The sequence below is a fragment of the Bradyrhizobium sp. UFLA06-24 genome (assembly GCF_054967145.1).
Genome location: NZ_JADFUE010000011.1, coordinates 122,908 through 142,534, shown reverse-complemented (window position 1 = coordinate 142,534; position 19,627 = coordinate 122,908). Strand labels below are relative to the sequence as shown.

Here is a 19,627-nt window from a genome sequence, read left to right as displayed (position 1 = left end):
GTCGGCTCTGGCCTTTCGCCATGTTGTCTTTGGCGGCGGCATGAGGCCGCCGCGGAGGGAGCCAGCCGCCGCTTGCCCCGGGCAGACCAAAGCTCCATCGGTCATTCGTTGACCAGCTGCGACATCAAGTCCAATATATAGAACCACAATTGATAGGGTTTCCCTATGGATCTTCGCCAGGTCAGGTACTTCATTGCGGTGGCCGAGGAGCGCAGCTTCACCGCCGCCGCCCGGCGGCTGAACCTGTCGCAGCCGCCGCTCAGCCAGCATATCCAGGCCCTCGAGGCGGAACTCAGCACCCAGCTGCTCTACAGGACGAGCCGCAAGGTCGAGCTGACCCAGGCCGGTGAAGCGATGTTGCTGCGCGGGCGCGCCATCCTGCAGCAGGTCAAGTCAGCGGAAGACGAGGTGCGCTCGATCGGCGCCGGAATGATCGGAACGCTGGATCTCGGCGCGACCGGCTCCATCCTGCGCGGCCGTCTTGCGGAGCTGCTGGCGGCCTACCGGCAGGTCGCGCCCCTGGTGAGGATGACGGTGCACGAGCAGGCGCCGGCGCTGCAGATCGCGGCCCTCCTCAACCGCACCACCAACATCTCGCTCATTCGCGGCATTCCCGGCGAACGCGACCTCACCAGCAAGCTGGCCTGGCGCGAAGAGGTCGTTCTGGCCGTACCCCGCAGCCACGGCCTGGCCAAACGCAAGCGCGTGGCGCTCGGTGAATTGGCGTCGGAGGAGCATGTCATCCTGGACCCCGACAGCTCCGATTTCGCACGCTATGTGCAGACGTGCTGCGTCGATGCCGGCTTCCTGCCGAAAGTATCCCAGCAAGTCGTCGACGCGCAGTCGATCCCGAGCCTGATCGCGGCGGGCTTCGGCGTCGCGCTGGTGCCGCAATCGATCGCGCGTTTCACGACGGCCGATATCGCATTTCGCCCGATCAGGCCCTCACCGCCTGCGGCCGACGTCTTCCTGGTGTTCAGGGAGGACGAGACCTCGATGGTGGTGCACAATTTCATCAAGCTCGCGCTGCGGTATCTGGGGCAGAGGAAGCGAGTGGGTTAGAAAGGGGCACGCATGCGATTCTCACGCGATGCTACCCCTTCTTCTCATCTAGCAGCTTGGCCACGCGCCGCAGGCCGAGCAGATAACCCTGGGTGCCGAAGCCTGCGATGACCCCGTCGGCTCGTTTCGAGACGAACGAATGGTGGCGGAATTCCTCGCGCTTGTGCACGTTGGAAATGTGCACCTCGATCACCATCCCCTCGAACGTGTTTAAAGCGTCCAGGATGGCGACCGACGTGTGGGTGAAAGCCGCGGGGTTCATCACGATCCCGGCCGCCGTCTCGCGCGCCTCGTGGATCCAGTCGATCAGCTCGTACTCTCTGTTGGATTGATGGAAGCGAATCTCCAGACCGAGCTCCCCGGCCAGCGTCCGGCAATCCCGCTCCACGTCCGCGAGCGTCTCGTGACCGTAGATGTGGGGTTGGCGCTTGCCGAGCAGATTGAGATTGGGTCCGTTCAGGACGTAGACGAGACGACTCATGGAAGAACTCCGTTCAGTGGTGGGCGAGGATCTCGCCAAGGAACTGCCTGGTGCGGGCGTGCTGTGGATTGCGGAAGAAATTGTCGGGCCCGCCTTCTTCGATGATCTGGCCTTCGGCCATGAAGATCACACGATCGGCAACCTGGCGGGCAAAGCCCATCTCGTGGGTGACGCAGATCATGGTCATGCCGTCGTTGGCGAGGCCGATCATGGTATCGAGCACCTCCTTGACCATCTCGGGGTCGAGGGCGGACGTCGGCTCGTCGAACAGCATCACCTTGGGCTGCATGCAGAGCGCGCGCGCGATCGCGACACGCTGTTGCTGGCCGCCCGAAAGCTGAGCCGGATATTTCTCGGCCTGGTCGCCGATGCGCACGCGCTCGAGGTATTTTCGCGCGGTCGTTTCCGCCTCGGTCTTGCCGATGCGGCGCGCGCGCATCGGCGCGAGCGTGCAGTTCTGCAACACCGTCATATGCGGAAAGAGATTGAAGCTCTGAAACACCATGCCGACGTCCTGGCGCACGACGTCGATGGCCTTGACGCTGTCGTCCAGCCGGTGGCCGTTCACCACGATGCTGCCCTGCTGGATCGCCTCCAGGCGGTTGATGCAGCGGATCAGCGTCGACTTGCCCGAGCCGGACGGCCCGCACACCACGATCTTTTCGCCCTTGCGCACGGTGAGATCGACGTTGCGCAGAGCTTGGTACCCGCCGTACCACTTCTGAACGCCTTTCATTTCGATCAGGATCTGGTCCTGCATGCTGGTCTCCGCTGTCGGGCAGCGGCCAACGCGGATCGCGCGTCGGCCGCCTGCGGTGGCTATTGGACGGTGAAGGGAACGCCGGGGACCGAGTCCGGGAAGACCGGCACGGGCGCTTTCATCCATTTGGCGTAGAAACCGGCCAACTTGCCGTTCGTCTTGATCTGATCGATGAACTTGTTGGCGGTCTCGTTCCACTCCTTCTCTCCGAGACGCGTGCAGGCGCCGTTGTATAGAGCCATAAAGTGAAGCTTGGGCTCAAACCCGAGTTCCGGTTTTGCGGCGTTCAGTCGCTGCGGGTAGAAGCTGTTAGCTCCGACGGCCTGCACTTGACCGGAAAGCAGCGCCTGGATCGTGGCCGCATCATCATCGAACCTGCGGATTTCGGTGCCCGCCGGAGCACTATTGGTGACCTGGGTGTCCTGCGTGGAGGACCTCGGAACCCCGATGACGTATTTGCTCATGTCCGCATTGCTGTTGATCGGGGTCGCCTGGGCAGCAACAAGCGTGATCTCGTTGGCGACATAAGGCTTCGAATACTGCACCGCCTTTGCGCGTTCGGGCAGCATGGCCATGGTCGCGAACAGAATGTCCACGCGGCCCGTCGTCAGCGCTGGAATACGATTGGCGACCGCCAGCGGGACGAACTCGGCCTTCACACCGAGGTATTCAGCGAAGGCGCGTCCCATGTCGGCGTCGATGCCGTCCTGTTTTCCCGAGCTGTCGACATAGCCCCAGGGAGGATTGTCGCCCTGAATGCCGATGACGACGACGCCCTTCTTCTTGACGTCGTCCAGAGTGCCCGCCTGTGATTTGCCTGCGGCGGCGATTGCCGCCAATGCCAGCAGCGCGGCCCCGAGCTGGCGACGATTGAATGAAAACAACATGAGTATCTCCTCCTGGTGATGGCTGTGCTTGATTGGGCAGGTGCGCCTACCTTTGATTGGCCAGGGCGAGCCTGGCCTCCATCCGGCTGCCCCACCATGAAAGTGGCCAGCAGAGGATGAAGTACATGGCGCCGACCACGCCGAAGACGAGCAACGGCTGGAAGGTCTGATTCGAAACGATCTGACCGGCGCGGGCGAGTTCGATGAAGCCGACGATGGCGGCGAGCGACGTTCCCTTGATCAGCTGCACGAGATACCCGATGGTCGCCGGCAGCGAGATGCGGATTGCCTGCGGCAGCACGATGTCGCGCATGCGGGACGACTAGTGCAGCCCGAGCGCCATCGCCGCCTCGGTCTGGCCGCGCGGCACGGCTTGTATCGCGCCGCGCCAGATCTCACCAAGGAAGGCGGAGGCATTCACGGTGAAACCGATCGCCACCGCGACGAAGGCGTCGAGCTTCAGCCCGGTGAGCGCCAGTCCGTAATACACGACGAAAAGCTGCAGCAGCAGCGGAGTGCCCTGGAATATCCCGATGTAGATGCGGGTGCTCCATTCCACGCCCTTGTGACCACTGGTGCGCAGCAAGGCGACAGCCAGCCCCGCCGTGCAGCCGCCTACGAATGCGACCAGCGTCAGCAGCACCGTCCATTGCATCCCACGCAGCAGGAAGCCGAACTCCGGCAAACCAAAATGCGGTGCCATGATCTCCCCCCTCAGCGTGTCGGATATGAGAAGAAGCGGTGGGAGACGACCGCAAAACCCAGCATCAGCAGCCAGGAAATCGCGAGGTAGAGGAAGGTGACGGAGAAATAGACCTCGAAGCTGCGGAACGTGTCGCTTTCGATGCGCTGCGCAACCGACGTCAATTCGTAAGCCGACACCGCCGAACAGATCGACGAAGTCAGGGTCAGCATGATGAACTGCCCGGTGAGCGAGGGGTAGATCGCGCGAAGCGCGGGCTTGAGCACGATGAAGCGGAAGACCTGCCCTTTGTGCAGGCCGAGTGCGTAGCCCGCCTCGACCTGTCCCTTGTGAATGGATTGCACCCCGCCGCGGATGATCTCGATGGCGTAGGCGCCGCCATTGACGCCGAGCGCGATGATAGCAGTCGCGGTCGGATTGAGCTTCAATCCGACGAGCGGCAGCGCAAAGAACAGAAAGAAGATCTGCACCAGGAAAGGCGTATTACGCACGATCTCGACGAAGCCGATCACGATGGCCCGCAACCAGGCCGCCCCCGCATCGCGCGCCGCGACGCCGGCGATGCCGATCAGCATTGCGAGCGTCATTCCGGCAAGCGCCAGGCCCAACGTACCGACGCACCCCCACAGCAGCGCGGGCATCGCGTGCCAGACCACGGAGAAATCGAGCGTATAGCCCATCTTGCGTTTCCTCTCGGGCGTTGTACGTGCCGCTCGCCCATCGGCCCGACGTCACCCTCCCAGGGAGGCAAAGGTGGCGAAGAAGGCGTCCGGATCGGGTGAGATGCCGGTGAACAGGCGGAATGCTTCGGTGCCCTGGAAGATCGCCATGCCGCCGCCGTCGACGGTGCGGCAGCCGAGGGAGCGCGCCGCGCGCAGCAGTGCGGTTTCCAGCGGGAAGTAGACGATCTCGGCGACCCACAGATTGGGGCGCAGCAAAGCCACCGGCAGCGGCGTGCCCGGATATTTGTCCATACCGATCGGTGTCGCGTTGACGATTCCGTCGGCGCCAGTAACGGCCGTCGCGACATCCTGGCCGACCTTCAAGCGCCCTTCTGAAAATCGAGGGGACAAGCCATCGACCACGCTCTGCGCCTTGGCCACGTCGACGTCGATGATCGTCAGTTCCTGCACGCCGAGCTTCATCAGCGCGAAAGCGACCGCCGCCCCGGCTCCGCCCGCGCCGAACTGGACGACGCGACCGAGCGGCGCACCTTGCATGTTCCGGCTAAAGTTCTCGGCGAAGCCGAACCAGTCGGTGTTGTGGCCGGTCATTCGGCCGTTCCTGATGACCACCGTATTCACCGCACCAAGCGCCTCCGCGTCGGGCGAAAGCTCGTCCAGCAGCGGAAGGATCGCCTGCTTGCAGGGATGGGTCACGTTCAACCCGTCGAACCCCATCCGCTTTGCGGCCGCGAGCAATTCCGGCAGCGCTTCGGCGCCGAGCTTCAGCTCGGTCAGATCGATCTTCTTGTAGAGATAGCGGATGCCGGCGGCGTCAGCGGCCGCTTCGTGCATAGGCGGGGTGCGGGACGCCGCGATGCCGCTGCCGATCAACCCGACGAGAAAGCTGGACTTCGGATGCATGTTCGACATCGCCCGTCAGCTCAAAGGAACGGTCAGTTCGGCGATGACCTCCGCCGTGCTCGGTCGAACGCCGCGCCACCAGGCAAAAGCTTCCGCTGCTTGCTCGACCAGCATGCCGACGCCGTCGGCGAGCTTGGCGACGCCTTCGGCGCGGGCCGCTTGCAGAAAGGGAGTCAGTCCCTTGCCGTAGGCGAGCTCGTACGTCAGCTCCGCGCCGCGGAAGACATTGCCTGGAAGCGGCGGCATTTCACCTCGCAGGCTGGCCGATGTCGCGTTGACCACGACGTCATAGCCCTCGGTGAGATCGGCCAGTTCGGCATAGCCGCTGACGATCAGGGGGCCACAGCCGGCAAACTCTTCGGCCAATGCGACGGCCTTCGGCAGCGTTCGATTGACGAGAACCAGCTCGGTCGGCTCCTGCCGCAGGAACGGCAGCAGCGCGCCACGCGCCGCTCCCCCGGCGCCGAGCATCAGGACGCGGCGGCCGGCCAATTTGACGCCGAGATTGACCGTGATGTCGCGCACGAGGCCGATCCCGTCGAAATTCTCGGCGATGATCCGATCGCCGACGAATTTCAGACAATTTGCGGCGCCTGCGCGATCGGCGCTCTCGGAAAGCTCGTTTGCGTATTCGAAGGCATCGAGCTTGAACGGGGCAGTGATGTTCAGCCCCTTGGCCCCTTCGGTCCGGAATTGATCAACCCGTTCGTTGAAACCATCAAGGGGCGCCTCGATCGCCTCATAGACAAGGTCCTGTCCGGTCATCTTGGCGAACATGCCATGGATGAGGGGTGATTTGCTGAAGCCGATCGGGTTGCCAATCACCGCATAACGATCGCTCATGGCTTACTCCTGCACTGCAGCTTCGTTGTGCAGCACGCCATCGCGCACCATCGCCTCGACGGCGTCGGCAGGTAGTCCTAGCGAGGCGGCAATGCGGCGATTGTCCTGGCCGAGCAGTGGCGCCGGGGTCCGCACCGTGGTGTCACACCCGGAGAAGCGGAACGGCAGGTTCGGCAACGTCACCTTGCCCAGCACAGGATGTTCCTGCTCGACCAGCATGCCGCGCGCGCGAATCTGCGGATCCTTCACGACCTCTTCGATGGTCTGCACGGGAGCGGACGGCACACCTGCTTCGTCGAGGGCCGCGAGACAGGCATCTCGAGACGATTGCGACAGCGTCCAGTTGCGCACGATGTCCATCGCTTCGGCATAATGGGCGTTGCGCGCGGCCGGCGTGGTGAAGCGCTCGTCGGATGCCAAATTGTCTCCACCGATCAGACTCGCCAAACGCCGCCACGCGTCGTCGACTTGCGCAGCGATGACAAGATTGCCGTCCCTGGCCGGAAAGACTCCGTAGACAGTCGAGTCAGGCTGACCGCTGCCGGTCTGCTTCGGCAGATCGGACCCGCCGGAGAGGAAGTAGCGCTGAACCGCATAGTCGTGCATCGAGACCATGCAGTCGTACAGCGCCAGGTCGATATGCTGGCCCTGCCCGGACGAAGCGCGGCCGACCAGCGCTGCGTTGATCGCGGCCACGCCGTGAATGCCGGTATACATGTCGGCGAGTGGCATGCGCAGCAGCGGCGGCGCTTCGCCCGGAGAGCCCAGCTGCGCCAGGGCGCCCGACATCGCCTCCGCAATCAGGCCGAAGCCCGGCCGGTCGGCATAGGGACCGGTGTGGCCATAGGCGGAAACCGAACAGTAGATCAGTCCGGGATTGCGCGCCGACAGCGCCTTGTAACCGAGCCCGAGGCGCTCGAGCGCGCCGGGGCGGTAGTTCTCGATGAAGACATCGGCGGTGTCGACCAGTTTCATCATCATGTCGAGGCCGCGCTTGTCGCGCAGGTCGATGCAGAGCCCCTGCTTGCCCATATTCTGCTGCAGGAAGTAGCCGGATTGGCCGTCCTTGAAATAGCCGTGGGCGCGGCCCGCATCGCCTTGCTTCGGACGCTCCACCTTGATGACCTCGGCGCCCATCGCAGCTAAGCAACGGCCCATGAACGGGCCAGCCAGAAAATGGCTGTAGTCGATGACGCGGATGCCTTTGAGCGGCAGATTTTGGAGCGGAAGATTCTGGAGCGGCAGATCTTGCGTGGTCATGCCTGCTCTCCTGCGGCACTGGTCCTCGGGCGCATCGGGATCATCAACCGATGCTCACCGAGCTGCACCACCTCGCCGCGCTGATTGATCAGCTCCGAAGGCAGCACCACGATGCCCCAGCCATCGCGCTTGGTGGTGCGCATCGAGCCGACGCGGAATTTCACGTGGACGGTGTCGCCGAGCTTGATCGGCAGCTTGAAATCCCACGTCCAGCCGAGCGACATGCCCGGAAGGAAGCGGTAATCGGCACGGGTCTTCAAACCGTCGGCCAGCGACAGGCCAAACAACCCGTGCGCCACGCGCGTGCCGAAGGGTGTGGTCTTGGCGTATTCCTCGTCGACATGAACAGGCGTGAAATCGCCCGTCAATTCGGCATAGGCATTCACCATCGCTTCGGTGACCGTCACCGAAGGGGTGACGCATTCGTCACCGACCTTGGCATCGTCCCAGTAGCGCTCATCGGTCATGTCGCGTCTTCCTCAAACTCTAGGCACGGGGATTGATCGCCAGGGCCGCTTCCACGGCCCCGGCGCTGGCTTGCAGGATCTCGACGTTCAGTCCGCCCGGCAGTTCGAGCCAGTTCGGCCCGGCAGGCAACGCCTTGGCACCCCAGGCCGCGGCACGGGCGAGCACGCCGTCGTAGTCGTCGACCATGATGCCGAGATGGGCGAGACGGCCTTCCGGTCCGACAAAAAGCGGATCCTCGATCAGTTGCACGCTTCCGAGCACCCAGACCTGACGCGGGCGCGCGCCGTCGGCGGGTTGCTCGTCGCGAATGGCAAGACCAAGCACCTCACGAAAGAAGTCGATGTGATAGTCGACGTCAGGCACGCGGATCGCGACGTGTTCGACGTATGCGCGGGGCAACGACATCGTCTCACGCCTTTCCCGGATAATTGCTGCGGGCGTATTCCAGCCCCTTGACCAACGCGACGAGGGTCGAATTGACCGGGGTCGGCACGTTGAGCTTGGCGCCCCAGCGCACGACCGAGCCGTGGATGTAATCGACCTCGGTCGGATTGCCGGACTGCAGGCTCTGCAGCATCGATGTCTTGAACTCGGGCGGCAGTCCGGCAGACGCCATCGTCCAGGCCCGGTGCGGATCGGCAATCGAGATCTTCACGCCGGCTGCCTGCGCGACCGCGATGCTCTCCGAGATTGCGGCGAGCGCGCAATCTTCCAGGATCGGCAGCGAATAGAGCCCGCCGTAAGTCAGTCCGGTCACGGCGGTAATCCCGCCTCCGGCAACGTTGATGAACAATTTGTCCCACATCGTGCCGAGGATGTTGTCGCTGAGCTGCGTGAGAATGCCGGCCTGATTGAACGTCTCGGAAATCCGCTGTGCGCGTTCCGTCAGGCGCCCGTCGAGTTCGCCGATGATGGTTTCCTTGCCGACGACCCCGGAGCGAACATGGCCGGGGCCGAGCAGCACGCCGCCGACATAGGTCTTGCCTGCCATGACCCGGTCACGACCGACTTCCTCCGACAGGATGTCCTCGTGACCAAGACCGTTCTGAAGCGACATCACGACCGTCTGCGGTCCGATGATCGGTGCCGCCGCCCGGATCGCATCGCGCGTGTGATAGGATTTGACGAGGACGATGACGAGGTCCGCCAGGATGCCGACGTCGGTCGCGGAGGTGCAGGCGGAAACCTTCACGACGGTCTCCGCGTCGCCCTCCAGCATCCGGAGACCGCCGGCATTGATCGCGTCGACATGGGCCTGGAACGGATCGATCAGCCAGACCTCGGCTCCGCCACGCGCCAGCGTCCCACCGATAGTCGAGCCCAGGGCTCCCGCTCCGATAAAGCAGATCCTCATCCGAACGCCTCTCCCTCGCCCTGTATCGGCGTTGGAAGCGTGCTAGCAGGCCATCCGGTATTTGGATATGCTATGATCTTTATAACCATTATTGCAGATCGCAATGAAGCTCCAAGCCTCCTCAGAAACGAACCTGCTGGACCCGCGCCTGCTCCGGCTGTTCGACGCATTGTTCACCACGGGCAGCGTCACCAAGGCAGCCGAGAAGCTCGGTCAAAGCCAGCCGACCATTTCGATCTGGCTGTCGCGCCTGCGGAAGGAATTGGACGATCCGCTCTTCATCAGGTCAGCAGAGGGGATGCTGCCGACCCCGCGCGCCGAGGCGCTCATCGGCACGGCGAGGCAGGCTTTGGAGATGCTGCGACGTCTGGCCGAGCTTCGCTCCGATTTCGATCCGGCAACAGCGAAGCGGCGGTTCGTCATCTGCATGACGGATGCGAGCCACATCACGCTGCTTCCAGCCATCCTCGCCCACGTTCGGCACGTTGCGCCCGGCATCCGCATCGAGGCGGCGCAGATCGGCGGCGATACGCCACGCATGCTGCAGTCCGGCGAGGCCGATCTGGCGCTCGGCTACATTTCGGACCTCGACGCTGGACACTTCCAGCAGTCGCTCTTTCCGCAGGACTGGGTGTGCCTCGCGAACCCAAAACATGCCCGGATCCGCAACCGCATCACCACAAAGGATTTCAGGCGAGAGGCGCACGTCCTCATTCGCTCCGGCACCGGGCATCAATTGATCGCAGACGCGCTGCATGAGCAGCAGATGGTCCTGGACGTTGCACTCGAGCTCCCCGGCTTCCTGGGGCTCCCCGCAATCGTCGGGACGACCGACCTGATTGCCACCCTGCCGAGGCACATCGGCGAAACGCTGGCTCACTATTACGGACTGCGCGTGCTCGATTGCCCGCTGGCGATCGCCGGCTTTACCGTGAAGCAATATTGGCACGCCCGCTTCCATCACGACCCGGCGAACCAATGGTTGCGTGACCTGTGCGGAGAGCTCTTCCAACAGCAGGACGTGCGGGGCCTGCATCGTTCCGGCCGGCCAAAAACACGCAGGCCGCGCGCATTGCAGCGCTAAGGGAGCGCTTGTTGGCCGCTGAGCTCGTGCAAACTGGCGGACGGCCAGGCCCTCAGGGAGCACGTTAACGTTGCTGCCAGGAGGCCCTTCGGGAACATTTTCTCCACATTGACTCCTGGTTGTAGTCCCATTAAACGTGTTGGTTACCAAAGCGTTAATTTTCTGGTCGCCGCCCTTTTTTATTGAACCTTGTTTTTGATCCCGGTCGCGGCGTCGAGTCTGTGTACGAGGCGTTTGCGCAATGTTGGCCGATCTCGATTCCGCCGACCATCTGTTTTTTGAGCCAGCACTTTCATCCCGCCGCCCGCGTCGGCCCGATCGACGCCGGCCCGGCCCGCTCCACGTTCAATCACGCGATCAACAATTCAAGCGTGTGAACGGCTTCATACACGTCCTCGCCTAGCCGACGTAGCCAATGACCGGCGCAACGCCGGTTGTAGGAGCTTTCCGATGTCGATCATTCCGGCCTACACCTCTGGCGGCATTACCCGCCCCGCTCTCAACCTGGACTCGTACGGCAACATCGTCCTCGATGATGCTGCCTCGACATTCGTGGCGACCTACGGCCTGAAAGCCCTGTATCTCGGCTGCCCGCCCGGCACGCCCTGGCCGCCGGTGCACGATTCGATATCGACGCCAGTGGACGCCAACGCAGGAGCGAACAGCGTTGCCGAAGGCGCGGCCGCGAACACCCCCGTCGGCATCACCGCGTCGGCGACGAGCGCGATCGGTCCCGTCACCTATTCGCTGGTGGGTGACAATTCAGGCGGTGGATTCAAGATCAACGCCGCGACCGGCGTCGTCACCGTGAACGATCCAACCAAGATCGATTTCGAAAGCGCGCCAGGCCATGCCTACACCATCAGCGTGAAGGCCTCCGATGGAATCCTCACCTCCACCCAATCGTTCACCATCAACGTGACGGACGTGGCGCCGTCGACGCCGGTCGACAGCAATGCGGGCGCCAACCACGTTGCCGAAGGCGCCGCGGCGGGCACCACGGTCGGCATCACCGCGGCATCCACGGACGTCAATGGTGGCGCCGTTACCTTTGCAATCACCGGCGATACATCCGGCGGCGGCTTCAAGGTCGACCCGCACACCGGTATCGTCAGCGTCGCTGACGGAACCAAGATCGAGAGCGCGCCAGGCCACGCCTATTCGGTCACGATTGCGGCCAGCGACGGCACGCTGTCGAGCTCGCAGACCTTCACCATCGCCGTCGACGACGTGACGATCGGCGCGCCGACCGACACCAATGCGGCTGCCAATCAGGTGGCGGAAGGCGCCGCGGCCGGCAGCACGGTGGGCATCACCGCATCGGCGCTGGATCCGAACGGCCCGGCTACGACCTATTCGCTGGTCGGCGACACCTCCGGCGGCGGCTTCACCATCAACGCCGCCAGCGGCGTCGTCACCGTCGCCGATCCGACCAAGATCGACTTCGAGACCAGCGGACCGTCCCACAGCTACAACATCACCGTGCAGGCGGTGAGCGGCGCCACGACCACACAGCAGACTTTCACCATCGCGGTGAACGATGTCGCGCCGTCGGCGCCGGTCGACAGCAACGCCGCTGCAAATCAGGTGACGGAAGGTGCTGCGGCCGGCACGGCCGTTGGCGTCACGGCATCCTCGACCGCCCAGCAGACCGCCGTCCAGAAGGCACATCGCTGATCGGGATGGCTAGACCTGCGAGAGCGAGGTGGGAGCGGCCTCGACCGACGCCGCATCCGCAGACCGCAAGTGGTTGCCTGACGCGAACCGACGTCCGAAGAGGCGATGCAGCATGAGATAGCTTGCGCCGGCGACACCCATGCCGGTGAGCCAGGAGAGATCGACCCCACCGGTCGCCTGCGCCAGCGGCCCCTGCATAACTGCAATTGTCCCCATCTGGAACGCCCAGGCCGCCACCAGCCCGATCGCGAAGGCGATGAGGCCCGCCCAGTTGACGCCGCCATCGCGATCCGGAGCCGCGTAGAGCGCCGCGACATCGATCTGTCCGCGGCGGACCAGATAAAAATCCGTGAGCGTGACGCCGGCCCATGGGCTGATCCAGACGATCAGGGCAACCATGAAGTTATCGAAGGCATGTGCGAAATCACCCGATTGCAGGAACGCATAAAGGATCGCGCAGGCGATCGCGCCCGAGATCACCGAGATGATCCAGCGCGGCAGGCGCAGGTCGAGCGTGAGGCTCGACAGCGCGGCCGAGTAGATGACGACGATGTTGGTCGCGATCGGGCCGTGCAGCAGCACGAGAAGCACCGGCAGCGCCATCACGCCGAAGGCGGCGATGATCAGTTTCGACGGATCGGGGCCCGTGCCGGCGGACGCGATCGCCGCGCCCAGGAAGGCGAGCCAGACCGTCGGCAGGAACATGCCAAGGAATGTCGCCCGGAGCACCTTGCCGGCGCCGAGCGAGGGCTTGGTGAAGCGCGTATAGTCCGAGGCGTAGGTGAGCCATGAGATACCCCAGCCGATGCCGATCGCGGTCATCAACTGCGTGGCCGCAGCGAAGGCCGCCATGCCGCCGCCGGACGGCGACTGCCACTTGATATCGACGCGCAGGAATGCGAGCGCGGTCATGACAGCCATGATGAAGAGGATGACCGGCATGGTGTAGCGCTCGAACACCTTGATGGCGTTGAAGCCCCAAGCCGCGAAGCCGACCTGCAACACCATGACCAGCGCAGCGATCATGTACTTGATTTCAAGGCCGCCGCTGAACCCCATCCGCTCCAGCGCTGCCATGCAGAGGTCGAGCACGATCCAGGTATTGATCGCGACCCATCCCATCGGCATAAGCACTTGCGCGAGCGCCGGCAGGTAGGCGCCGCGGCGGCCGAACGCCAGGCGGCCCAGCACCATTTGCGGTACGCCGGTGCGGTGTCCCATCAGGCAGAAGGCCGCGAACAGCGCCGCGCCGAACAGATTGCCGATCAGGACCACGGCAAGTGTTTGCAGAAGGCTCAGGCCGAGTTGGATGCCGAGCGCGCCCAGCACCCAGTTGATCGGCGCGATGTTCGCGCCGGTCCAGATCCAAAACTGGTCGAACGGTGAGGACGTCCGGTGCGCCGCCGGCACCGGCTCAATCCCGTGCGTATCGAAGGCGGTCTCATCATACGCCGCATTTCGTGTCTGCTTGGCCAACATGTTTCCCCCTTCTCCGGCGCATCGGATTCGGCCGGGATGGGGCATCTCAGCAAGATCAGGCCCCGGGCGTTAATGAAAATTGCTCAAGCGCGGTTGACGTGAAGTCGACAGTGAAGCGCGCCAAGAGGTTCGCAGACATTCGACCCGGAAAACCTGCGGTTGGTCGCACCGGATCTTTCGTCATGGTGTCGCGGCGCTTCACTGTTGAGAATTTCTCAACCCACCTGACGAATTCATCACTCACGCCCAGCGCTGCCCGCGGCCATTGTGGAGCTGACGCACTGATACTCCATCAGCCGAGGTTTTGAGGATGACGACACTTCTGCACATCGACGCCAGTCCGCGCGGCGACCGTTCGGTCAGCCGCAAGCTTTCGAAAGCCTTTGTCGGTCAATGGCTGGCGCATGAACCCGACGCCACCATCATCTCTCGAGACATCGGGCATAATCCGCCGCCGTTCATCACGGAAGCGTGGGTGGCTGCGGCCTTCACCGCGTCCGACGAACGCTCGGCGAGTCAACATGACGAGCTCCGCCTCTCCGACGAACTGATCGACGAACTCGAGCGCGCCAACGTCATCGTCATCGGCGCGCCGATGCACAATTACGGCATGCCGTCGGCCCTGAAATCGTGGTTCGACAAGGTGATCCGGATCGGCAAGACGTTCACGTTCGATCTTGCCCGCGGCGATTTTCCGCTCGAGCCGATCATGAGCGGCAAGACACTGGTGGTGCTGAGCTCGCGGGGCGAGTTTGGCTTCGGGCTCGGCGGGGTGCGGGAGCACATGAATCATCTCGAAACCCACATCTTCACCTGCGCGCATTATCTCGGCGTGCAGGAGAGCCATCTGATTGCCGTTGACTATCAGGAGTTCAACGACCAGCGCCACCGGCAGTCCCTCGCCGACGCCATTGCTGCGATCCCGGTCCTGGTCCGGCAGTGTCTCGGAATTGACGGTCCTGCTAGGGTGGCGGCCGAATGATCAACCGCGACCCACCGACGGCAAGAGCATAGTCTCATGATCCGCAATCCCATCCCCTGGCCGAATGGGGCGCGCTGCGCCTGTGCGATCACCTTCGACGTTGACGCCGATAGCTTGATCCACATAGCCCGGCCGAACGACTCGTTCGACCGGCTCCATCCGATCACGATGGGACGGTACGGGCCGACGGTCGGCGTGCCGCGCATCCTGGAGACCTATCGCCGCCTCGGGCTGAAGCAGTCGTTCTTCATGCCGGCCTGGACCATGCAGCACTATCCCGACGCGGTGGAGGCGATCCTCAAGGACGGGCACGAGATTGGCCATCACGGCTATATTCACGAGGACCCGACCACGATATCCAGCGCCGAGCAGCGGGAGGCGTTTCAACGTGCGCTTGAGATTCATGTCGCGATGACCGGACGCAAGCCGCGCGGCTATCGCGCACCGGTCTACAACGCCAACCAGACCACGATCGACCTCCTGATCGAGCACGGCTTTGTCTACGACTCGTCGCTGATGGCCGACGACATTCCGTATTTGATGCGCACGGCGCGTGGGTCGCTGTACGAGATGCCGCCGCATTGGGGATCGGACGATTGGCCGCCGTTCGCCCACTACGCGGAGATCGGCTACATGATGCCGGTCAAATCGCCGAGCGAGGGCCTTGCCGCCTCCTTCGAGGAGTTCGAGGCTGCCTATGAAGCCGGCGGATTCTGGATGGGCATCTGGCATCCGTTCCTAACCGGCCGGCTGGCCCGCTGGCGTGTCGTCGAGCGCTGGCTCGAAAAGGTCGTCGCCGAACGCAAGGTGTGGTTCGCGCCGCTCGAGGCGATCGCAGCCCATATCGATGGCCTGGTCGCCTCCGGCAGTTATCAGATCCGGGTCGAGACGCTGCCCTACTTCACGCAGCCCGTGTCATGAGTGGTGCCGAGGCGGCGCGAAACGTCGCCGCCTCGGCGCGCAGCCAATCGACGAACGCCGTGACGGATTTGCGCCTGGTGGCGCGCGAAGCCTCGACCAGGCGGAAAGCGAAGCCGGGAAGCGCCGGCCCGTCGATCCGGCGCAACGTTCCTCCGCGCAACTGTTCGCCGACTAGCGCGTCGCTGCAGAGCAGCGGCCCAAGGCCGCGTTCAGCGGCATGCAGCGCCAGCGGCTCCTCGCTGTACCAGGAGATGCGGAAATCCCGGCGGGCATCGTGGGAAATGCCCGCAAGCCACGACGACCACGCCGGCGAGTCCAGCGTGGCGTTCTTCCAGCGATAGGCCAGCAACGGCCGCGGACGGAAATCATCGATGGCAAGACGTGCGGCGGACGGACAGATCGCGCTGGCGGCCACCGCGATGTATTTGTCTTTGAACAGCACGGACGCTTCCTGGGCGCGGTCAACCTGTCCATAACGCACCGCGAGGTCGATTCCCTCGATGCCCGGCATCGCTACGTCCTCGGTCGCGTCGATGTGGACCACGACCGAGGGAAACGCCGCGTTGAAGCCCGCAAGCCGCGGCATCAGCCAGCGCTCGGCGAAAGCCCGCGTGGTCGACACGGTGATCCCGTCGCCGTCGGCCGGCGGGCGGATCGCATCGAAGGCGCTCGCCATGCGATCGAAACCATCGCGCAGCAGGGGAAACACCGCGTGCCCTTCCGCCGTGAGCACCACCGCGCGGCCAGAGCGCTCGAACAGCTTGCGTCCGAGCGTTGCTTCGAGCTGCCGAACTTGGTGACTAATCGCGGTGACCGTGACGCAGAGCTCGTTGGCGGCCGCAGTGAAGCTCTCGTGGCGCGCGGCGGCTTCGAACGCGCGGATAGCGTTGAGGGGCGGCAGCTTGCGCATGGTTATCCTCCTCGACGGGTTCGCCAGGGTCAGGCGATCACAAAATGGGCGTCGGTCGGCTTCATGTCGTTCACAGGCACCATATCCTGTGGGCAAGCCGAGAACACGATGACGAGATCCATCTCGGCGCGCAGCGTGACGTACTGGCCGGCCTCGCTGACCGGCGCCCGGAAGCTCAGCGCGCCGCCATCGGTCACCGGTACATTCATGAACAGGTTCAGCGGCGGCGGTGTCACGGCAGCGGACACGCCCACCGTCTCGAGCGCCAGCGCGAGATTCTGCGTGCAGTTGTCGTGGTGGCTGACGGCGCCGAGCTGCCGATAGCGATGGATGTCGCATGCGGCAATCAGCGTGTCATGGATTCCTGGCGTCGTGTCGGCGACGAAAGTGAGGATCGCGCGGCGCCGGTTCGTCGTCAGCGTATCGCCGACCCTCGGAATGAGCCGCAGCATCGCAGCGCGGCTGTGCTCCATCGACATGAACTCGCTGGTGTCGCGGGCATTGAACGCCCAGGTGTCGACCACCTGCTTGCCGTGGGTGTTGACTACGGTCACCGTCTTCCCCGCATCGAGGCGCGCCGCCACGCCATGCCGGGCCGGGATCAGGCAGGCGCGGGTCAGATCGATGGTTGCAGCATCCATGTGGGACCTCCTTCAGCCGTCTTGGGCATTGGAGCACCCCAAGTCATGCAATTCTAATAATATTACTTGTATTCATTATAGCTCATTCATATAGTCGCGCATGCGCCTGAGACAGCTCGAATGCTTTCGCGCCCTGATGCTCCACGGCACCATGACCAGGGCGGCTGAACTGCTCGGCATGTCGCAGCCCGGGATCAGCACGACGATCGCAGCTCTCGAGCACGAAACCGGCCTGACGCTGTTCGTGCGTCGTGGCGGGCGCCTGCAGCCGACACCGGAAGCCAAACTGTTCTACGTCGAGGCGGCGCGCGCGCTCGAAGCGGTCGAGAATGCATCCCGCGTGGCCACCGAGATCCGATCGGGACGGCGCGGGCATCTTGCGATCGCGGCCTATCCAAGCATTTCCATCAGTCTCTTGCCGCGCCTGCTGTCGCGGTTCGCCAGCAACCGGCCCGAACTGCAGATGAAGATCATCACCCGGAATTCCGCAACCGTCCGGGAATTGATGTCGACGCAACAATTCGATGTCGCGGTCGCCGAACTGCCGCTGGATTATCCAACTTCGCATATGGAGGTGTTCTCATACGAATGCCTATGCATGCTGCCGAAGGCGCATCCGCTGGCGAAGCTCAAGCAGATCACGCCTGATGATCTCGACGGGATCCCGTTTGTCACCTTGTTTCGCGGCGATCCGGTCTACCAGCAGCTTGCGTCCGCTTTTTCCGAATACGGCGCGCGCTGGAATGTCGTTGCGGAGACGGAGTTCTTCTCGACCGCGTGCCAGCTGGTCGCAGAGGGCCGCGGTATCGGCATCGTCGATCCGGTGGTGAGCCGTCCCTTTACCGAGGGCTTGGTCACCCGCCCGTTCAAGCCGAAGATCCAGTACCAGATCGCGATCCTGTCCCCCACGCATGAAGTCCTCTCGCAGGTGGCGCAGGACTTCATCGGGCTGTTGCGGAGCGCACTGCGGGGATAGGACGGCGTCCGCGAACCATCCTTCGACGCACGCGCGGCGATTTGAATCCTGCACCGCAAGAAACTCGGCATGAAAAAGCCAGCCGAGAGGGGGAGCCGTCATGTCTACCCGTCGAGAGATTGGTTGCGGGGGTCCGGATTTGAACGTACGTGAACTTAGCGAGCCTGAGGGAGAGAAATCCGTAAGCGCTCTTCGCGCTAAGCAGCTAGCGAACGCAATCGTACAAGATCGTGCTTCAGCGTGGAAAATCGCAGGAATGGTGCCCAGGGGCGGAATCGAACCACCGACACTGCGATTTTCAGTCGCATGCTCTACCAACTGAGCTACCTGGGCGTGCTCCAAGAGAGGGGCCAAAGCCCATCGAGCGGGCGGTTTATAGTGGGCCGAGAGCGGCCTGTCCACCCACGCTTCGCCATTGGCCCCGCGCGGTGCGGCCCGGCTGTGCACAAGCTCGGGCGGGCCCGCCGCAGCGGACGGGCAGCGCGTCGGAAGCGCGGATAATAGGCTGATATTATTCAGCTATTCGACATCGTCCACCTCGTCATCCCGGCCGGGGATGACGTACGAGCCTTTCAGCCAGCGGTTCAGGTCCACGTCGCGGCAGCGCGCGGAGCAGAACGGGCGGGTGGCCTGCACCTGCGGCTTGCCGCAGATCGGGCAGGTTTTGAGGGGGCCGGTGGGCTTCTTGATCTGGTCGTCCATGATGGCGGGCAGTCTACACCAGCTGAGACGGTTCAAGCGCCTCTCGGCAAACGGGTTCCTCTTGAACAGGCGCACGCGTGCCGCCGGCCGGCTCTACTGTGCATGGGGTTGTTTTCGAGATTTTGGTCAGACCGCGGTGGCGTTGAGCCAGCCGAAGCGGATCGGAAAGCCTTCGCCGCCGAGCAGCGTCGTGGTCTCATACAGCGGCAGGCCGACCACGTTGGTGTAGGAGCCCACCATCTTCACCACGAACGAGCCGGCGATGCCCTGCACCGCGTAGCCGCCGGCTTTGCCGCGCCATTCGCCGGAGCCGATATAGGCCTGGATGTCGTCTTCCGAGAGACGCTTGAAGCGGACGCGGGTCTCGACCAGGCGCTGGCGGAAGGCCTCGCGCGGCGTCACCAGGCAGATCGCGGTGTAGACGCGGTGGTTGCGGCCCGACAAGAGCCGCAGGCACTGCGCGGCTTCGTCGACCAGATTGGCCTTGGGCAGGATGCGGCGGCCGACCGCCACCACGGTATCGGCAGACAGGATGAAGGCGCCGCGCAGCTCGTCGTCGAGCTGTACTGATTTGAGCGCCGCATCGGCCTTGGCCCGCGCCAGGCGGTTGGCACAGGCGCGCGGCAGCTCGCCCCGTCGCGGCGTCTCGTCGACGTCGGCCGGCCGGAGCGCGTCCGGCTCGATGCCGGCCTGGTTGAGCAGCGACAAGCGCCGCGGCGAACCGGAGGCAAGAACGAATTTGGGGCGGCCGAGCATCAGGTGATTTGAGGAGATGAGGCAGGAGGTGAATTGCGCGCGGAACCTATCGGAAGGGGGCTGATTTCACAACCCGGGAACCCGACTTTGCTGAT

Annotated in this window: 21 protein-coding genes, 1 tRNA gene and 1 pseudogene; 6 read left to right on the top strand and 17 right to left on the bottom strand. The window is 63.8% G+C overall.

Annotation, left to right across the window (positions count from 1 at the left end; translation table 11 throughout):
• Positions 1 to 165 precede the first annotated feature (165 nt).
• On the top strand, positions 166 to 1,062 hold the full coding sequence (locus IF809_RS12460) for a LysR substrate-binding domain-containing protein (RefSeq protein ID WP_462837700.1): 897 nt from the start codon (positions 166 to 168) through the stop codon (positions 1,060 to 1,062).
• Between the two features lie 31 nt (positions 1,063 to 1,093).
• On the opposite strand, the gene aroQ is transcribed toward IF809_RS12460, so the two are convergent.
• From aroQ to IF809_RS12405, 11 genes and pseudogenes are all read right to left on the bottom strand, one after another.
• Entirely contained in the window at positions 1,094 to 1,543 is a 450-nt protein-coding gene (gene aroQ, locus IF809_RS12455; protein ID WP_453994858.1) for a type II 3-dehydroquinate dehydratase, read from the bottom strand.
• Between the two features lie 13 nt (positions 1,544 to 1,556).
• Complete coding sequence (locus IF809_RS12450; RefSeq protein ID WP_453994856.1) at positions 1,557 to 2,303, bottom strand: amino acid ABC transporter ATP-binding protein; 747 nt, start codon at positions 2,301 to 2,303, stop codon at positions 1,557 to 1,559.
• A gap of 59 nt (positions 2,304 to 2,362) precedes the next feature.
• The gene (locus tag IF809_RS12445; RefSeq protein ID WP_453981746.1) at positions 2,363 to 3,190 is read right to left on the bottom strand and encodes a transporter substrate-binding domain-containing protein; all 828 of its coding nucleotides are present in this window, start codon (positions 3,188 to 3,190) and stop codon (positions 2,363 to 2,365) included.
• Between the two features lie 46 nt (positions 3,191 to 3,236).
• A pseudogene (locus tag IF809_RS12440) lies at positions 3,237 to 3,893 on the bottom strand (amino acid ABC transporter permease).
• Between the two features lie 11 nt (positions 3,894 to 3,904).
• Positions 3,905 to 4,573, bottom strand: a complete 669-nt coding sequence (locus IF809_RS12435; protein ID WP_128963941.1) for an amino acid ABC transporter permease — start codon at positions 4,571 to 4,573, stop codon at positions 3,905 to 3,907.
• Positions 4,574 to 4,624: 51 nt separating this feature from the next.
• The gene (locus IF809_RS12430) at positions 4,625 to 5,488 is read right to left on the bottom strand and encodes a shikimate dehydrogenase (RefSeq protein ID WP_453994852.1); all 864 of its coding nucleotides are present in this window, start codon (positions 5,486 to 5,488) and stop codon (positions 4,625 to 4,627) included.
• A 6-nt stretch (positions 5,489 to 5,494) separates the two neighbouring features.
• Positions 5,495 to 6,322: a shikimate dehydrogenase gene (aroE, locus tag IF809_RS12425; protein WP_453994850.1), complete on the bottom strand. Its 828-nt coding sequence runs from the start codon at positions 6,320 to 6,322 to the stop codon at positions 5,495 to 5,497.
• A gap of 3 nt (positions 6,323 to 6,325) precedes the next feature.
• On the bottom strand, positions 6,326 to 7,582 hold the full coding sequence (locus tag IF809_RS12420; RefSeq protein WP_453994848.1) for a CaiB/BaiF CoA transferase family protein: 1,257 nt from the start codon (positions 7,580 to 7,582) through the stop codon (positions 6,326 to 6,328).
• Positions 7,579 to 8,049, bottom strand: a complete 471-nt coding sequence (locus IF809_RS12415; RefSeq protein ID WP_453981742.1) for a MaoC family dehydratase — start codon at positions 8,047 to 8,049, stop codon at positions 7,579 to 7,581. Before IF809_RS12415 ends, IF809_RS12420 begins: the two co-directional genes overlap by 4 nt.
• Positions 8,050 to 8,068: 19 nt before the next feature.
• Complete coding sequence (locus IF809_RS12410; protein ID WP_453994846.1) at positions 8,069 to 8,455, bottom strand: VOC family protein; 387 nt, start codon at positions 8,453 to 8,455, stop codon at positions 8,069 to 8,071.
• 4 nt (positions 8,456 to 8,459) lie between these two features.
• Positions 8,460 to 9,404: a ketopantoate reductase family protein gene (locus tag IF809_RS12405; RefSeq protein WP_453994844.1), complete on the bottom strand. Its 945-nt coding sequence runs from the start codon at positions 9,402 to 9,404 to the stop codon at positions 8,460 to 8,462.
• 103 nt (positions 9,405 to 9,507) lie between these two features.
• On the opposite strand from IF809_RS12405, the gene IF809_RS12400 reads away from it, so the two are divergent.
• Entirely contained in the window at positions 9,508 to 10,488 is a 981-nt protein-coding gene (locus IF809_RS12400) for a LysR family transcriptional regulator (protein ID WP_453994842.1), read from the top strand.
• Between the two features lie 450 nt (positions 10,489 to 10,938).
• The gene (locus IF809_RS12395) at positions 10,939 to 12,165 is read left to right on the top strand and encodes a cadherin repeat domain-containing protein (protein ID WP_462837699.1); all 1,227 of its coding nucleotides are present in this window, start codon (positions 10,939 to 10,941) and stop codon (positions 12,163 to 12,165) included.
• 9 nt (positions 12,166 to 12,174) lie between these two features.
• Here the strand turns inward: IF809_RS12395 and IF809_RS12390 are convergent, their stop codons facing one another.
• On the bottom strand, positions 12,175 to 13,644 hold the full coding sequence (locus tag IF809_RS12390) for a purine-cytosine permease family protein (RefSeq protein ID WP_462837698.1): 1,470 nt from the start codon (positions 13,642 to 13,644) through the stop codon (positions 12,175 to 12,177).
• 310 nt (positions 13,645 to 13,954) lie between these two features.
• Between IF809_RS12390 and IF809_RS12385 the strand changes: the two genes are divergently transcribed.
• Together IF809_RS12385 and IF809_RS12380 are read left to right on the top strand one after the other, a co-directional pair.
• The gene (locus tag IF809_RS12385; protein ID WP_453994836.1) at positions 13,955 to 14,626 is read left to right on the top strand and encodes an FMN-dependent NADH-azoreductase; all 672 of its coding nucleotides are present in this window, start codon (positions 13,955 to 13,957) and stop codon (positions 14,624 to 14,626) included.
• A 36-nt stretch (positions 14,627 to 14,662) separates the two neighbouring features.
• Positions 14,663 to 15,547, top strand: a complete 885-nt coding sequence (locus tag IF809_RS12380) for a polysaccharide deacetylase family protein (RefSeq protein ID WP_453994834.1) — start codon at positions 14,663 to 14,665, stop codon at positions 15,545 to 15,547.
• Here the strand turns inward: IF809_RS12380 and IF809_RS12375 are convergent.
• Both IF809_RS12375 and IF809_RS12370 read right to left on the bottom strand, forming a co-directional pair.
• Positions 15,528 to 16,457, bottom strand: coding sequence for a LysR family transcriptional regulator (locus IF809_RS12375; protein WP_462837697.1), 930 nt, complete (start codon positions 16,455 to 16,457; stop codon positions 15,528 to 15,530). The genes IF809_RS12380 and IF809_RS12375 overlap by 20 nt on opposite strands.
• 29 nt (positions 16,458 to 16,486) lie before the next feature.
• Positions 16,487 to 17,098 (bottom strand): DUF1989 domain-containing protein, encoded by a 612-nt coding sequence (locus IF809_RS12370; RefSeq protein ID WP_453994831.1) that lies wholly within the window; start codon positions 17,096 to 17,098, stop codon positions 16,487 to 16,489.
• Positions 17,099 to 17,198: 100 nt separating this feature from the next.
• Between IF809_RS12370 and IF809_RS12365 the strand changes: the two genes are divergently transcribed.
• Positions 17,199 to 18,074: a LysR substrate-binding domain-containing protein gene (locus IF809_RS12365; protein ID WP_453994829.1), complete on the top strand. Its 876-nt coding sequence runs from the start codon at positions 17,199 to 17,201 to the stop codon at positions 18,072 to 18,074.
• Between the two features lie 257 nt (positions 18,075 to 18,331).
• On the opposite strand, the gene IF809_RS12360 is transcribed toward IF809_RS12365, so the two are convergent.
• The 3 genes from IF809_RS12360 to IF809_RS12350 all read right to left on the bottom strand — a co-directional run bounded on the left by IF809_RS12360 (position 18,332) and on the right by IF809_RS12350 (position 19,532).
• Positions 18,332 to 18,407: transfer RNA gene (locus tag IF809_RS12360), tRNA-Phe, on the bottom strand.
• A 186-nt stretch (positions 18,408 to 18,593) separates the two neighbouring features.
• The gene (yacG, locus tag IF809_RS12355) at positions 18,594 to 18,776 is read right to left on the bottom strand and encodes a DNA gyrase inhibitor YacG (protein ID WP_453994827.1); all 183 of its coding nucleotides are present in this window, start codon (positions 18,774 to 18,776) and stop codon (positions 18,594 to 18,596) included.
• 126 nt (positions 18,777 to 18,902) lie between these two features.
• Positions 18,903 to 19,532 (bottom strand): Maf-like protein, encoded by a 630-nt coding sequence (locus IF809_RS12350; RefSeq protein ID WP_128963902.1) that lies wholly within the window; start codon positions 19,530 to 19,532, stop codon positions 18,903 to 18,905.
• Positions 19,533 to 19,627: the final 95 nt, after the last annotated feature.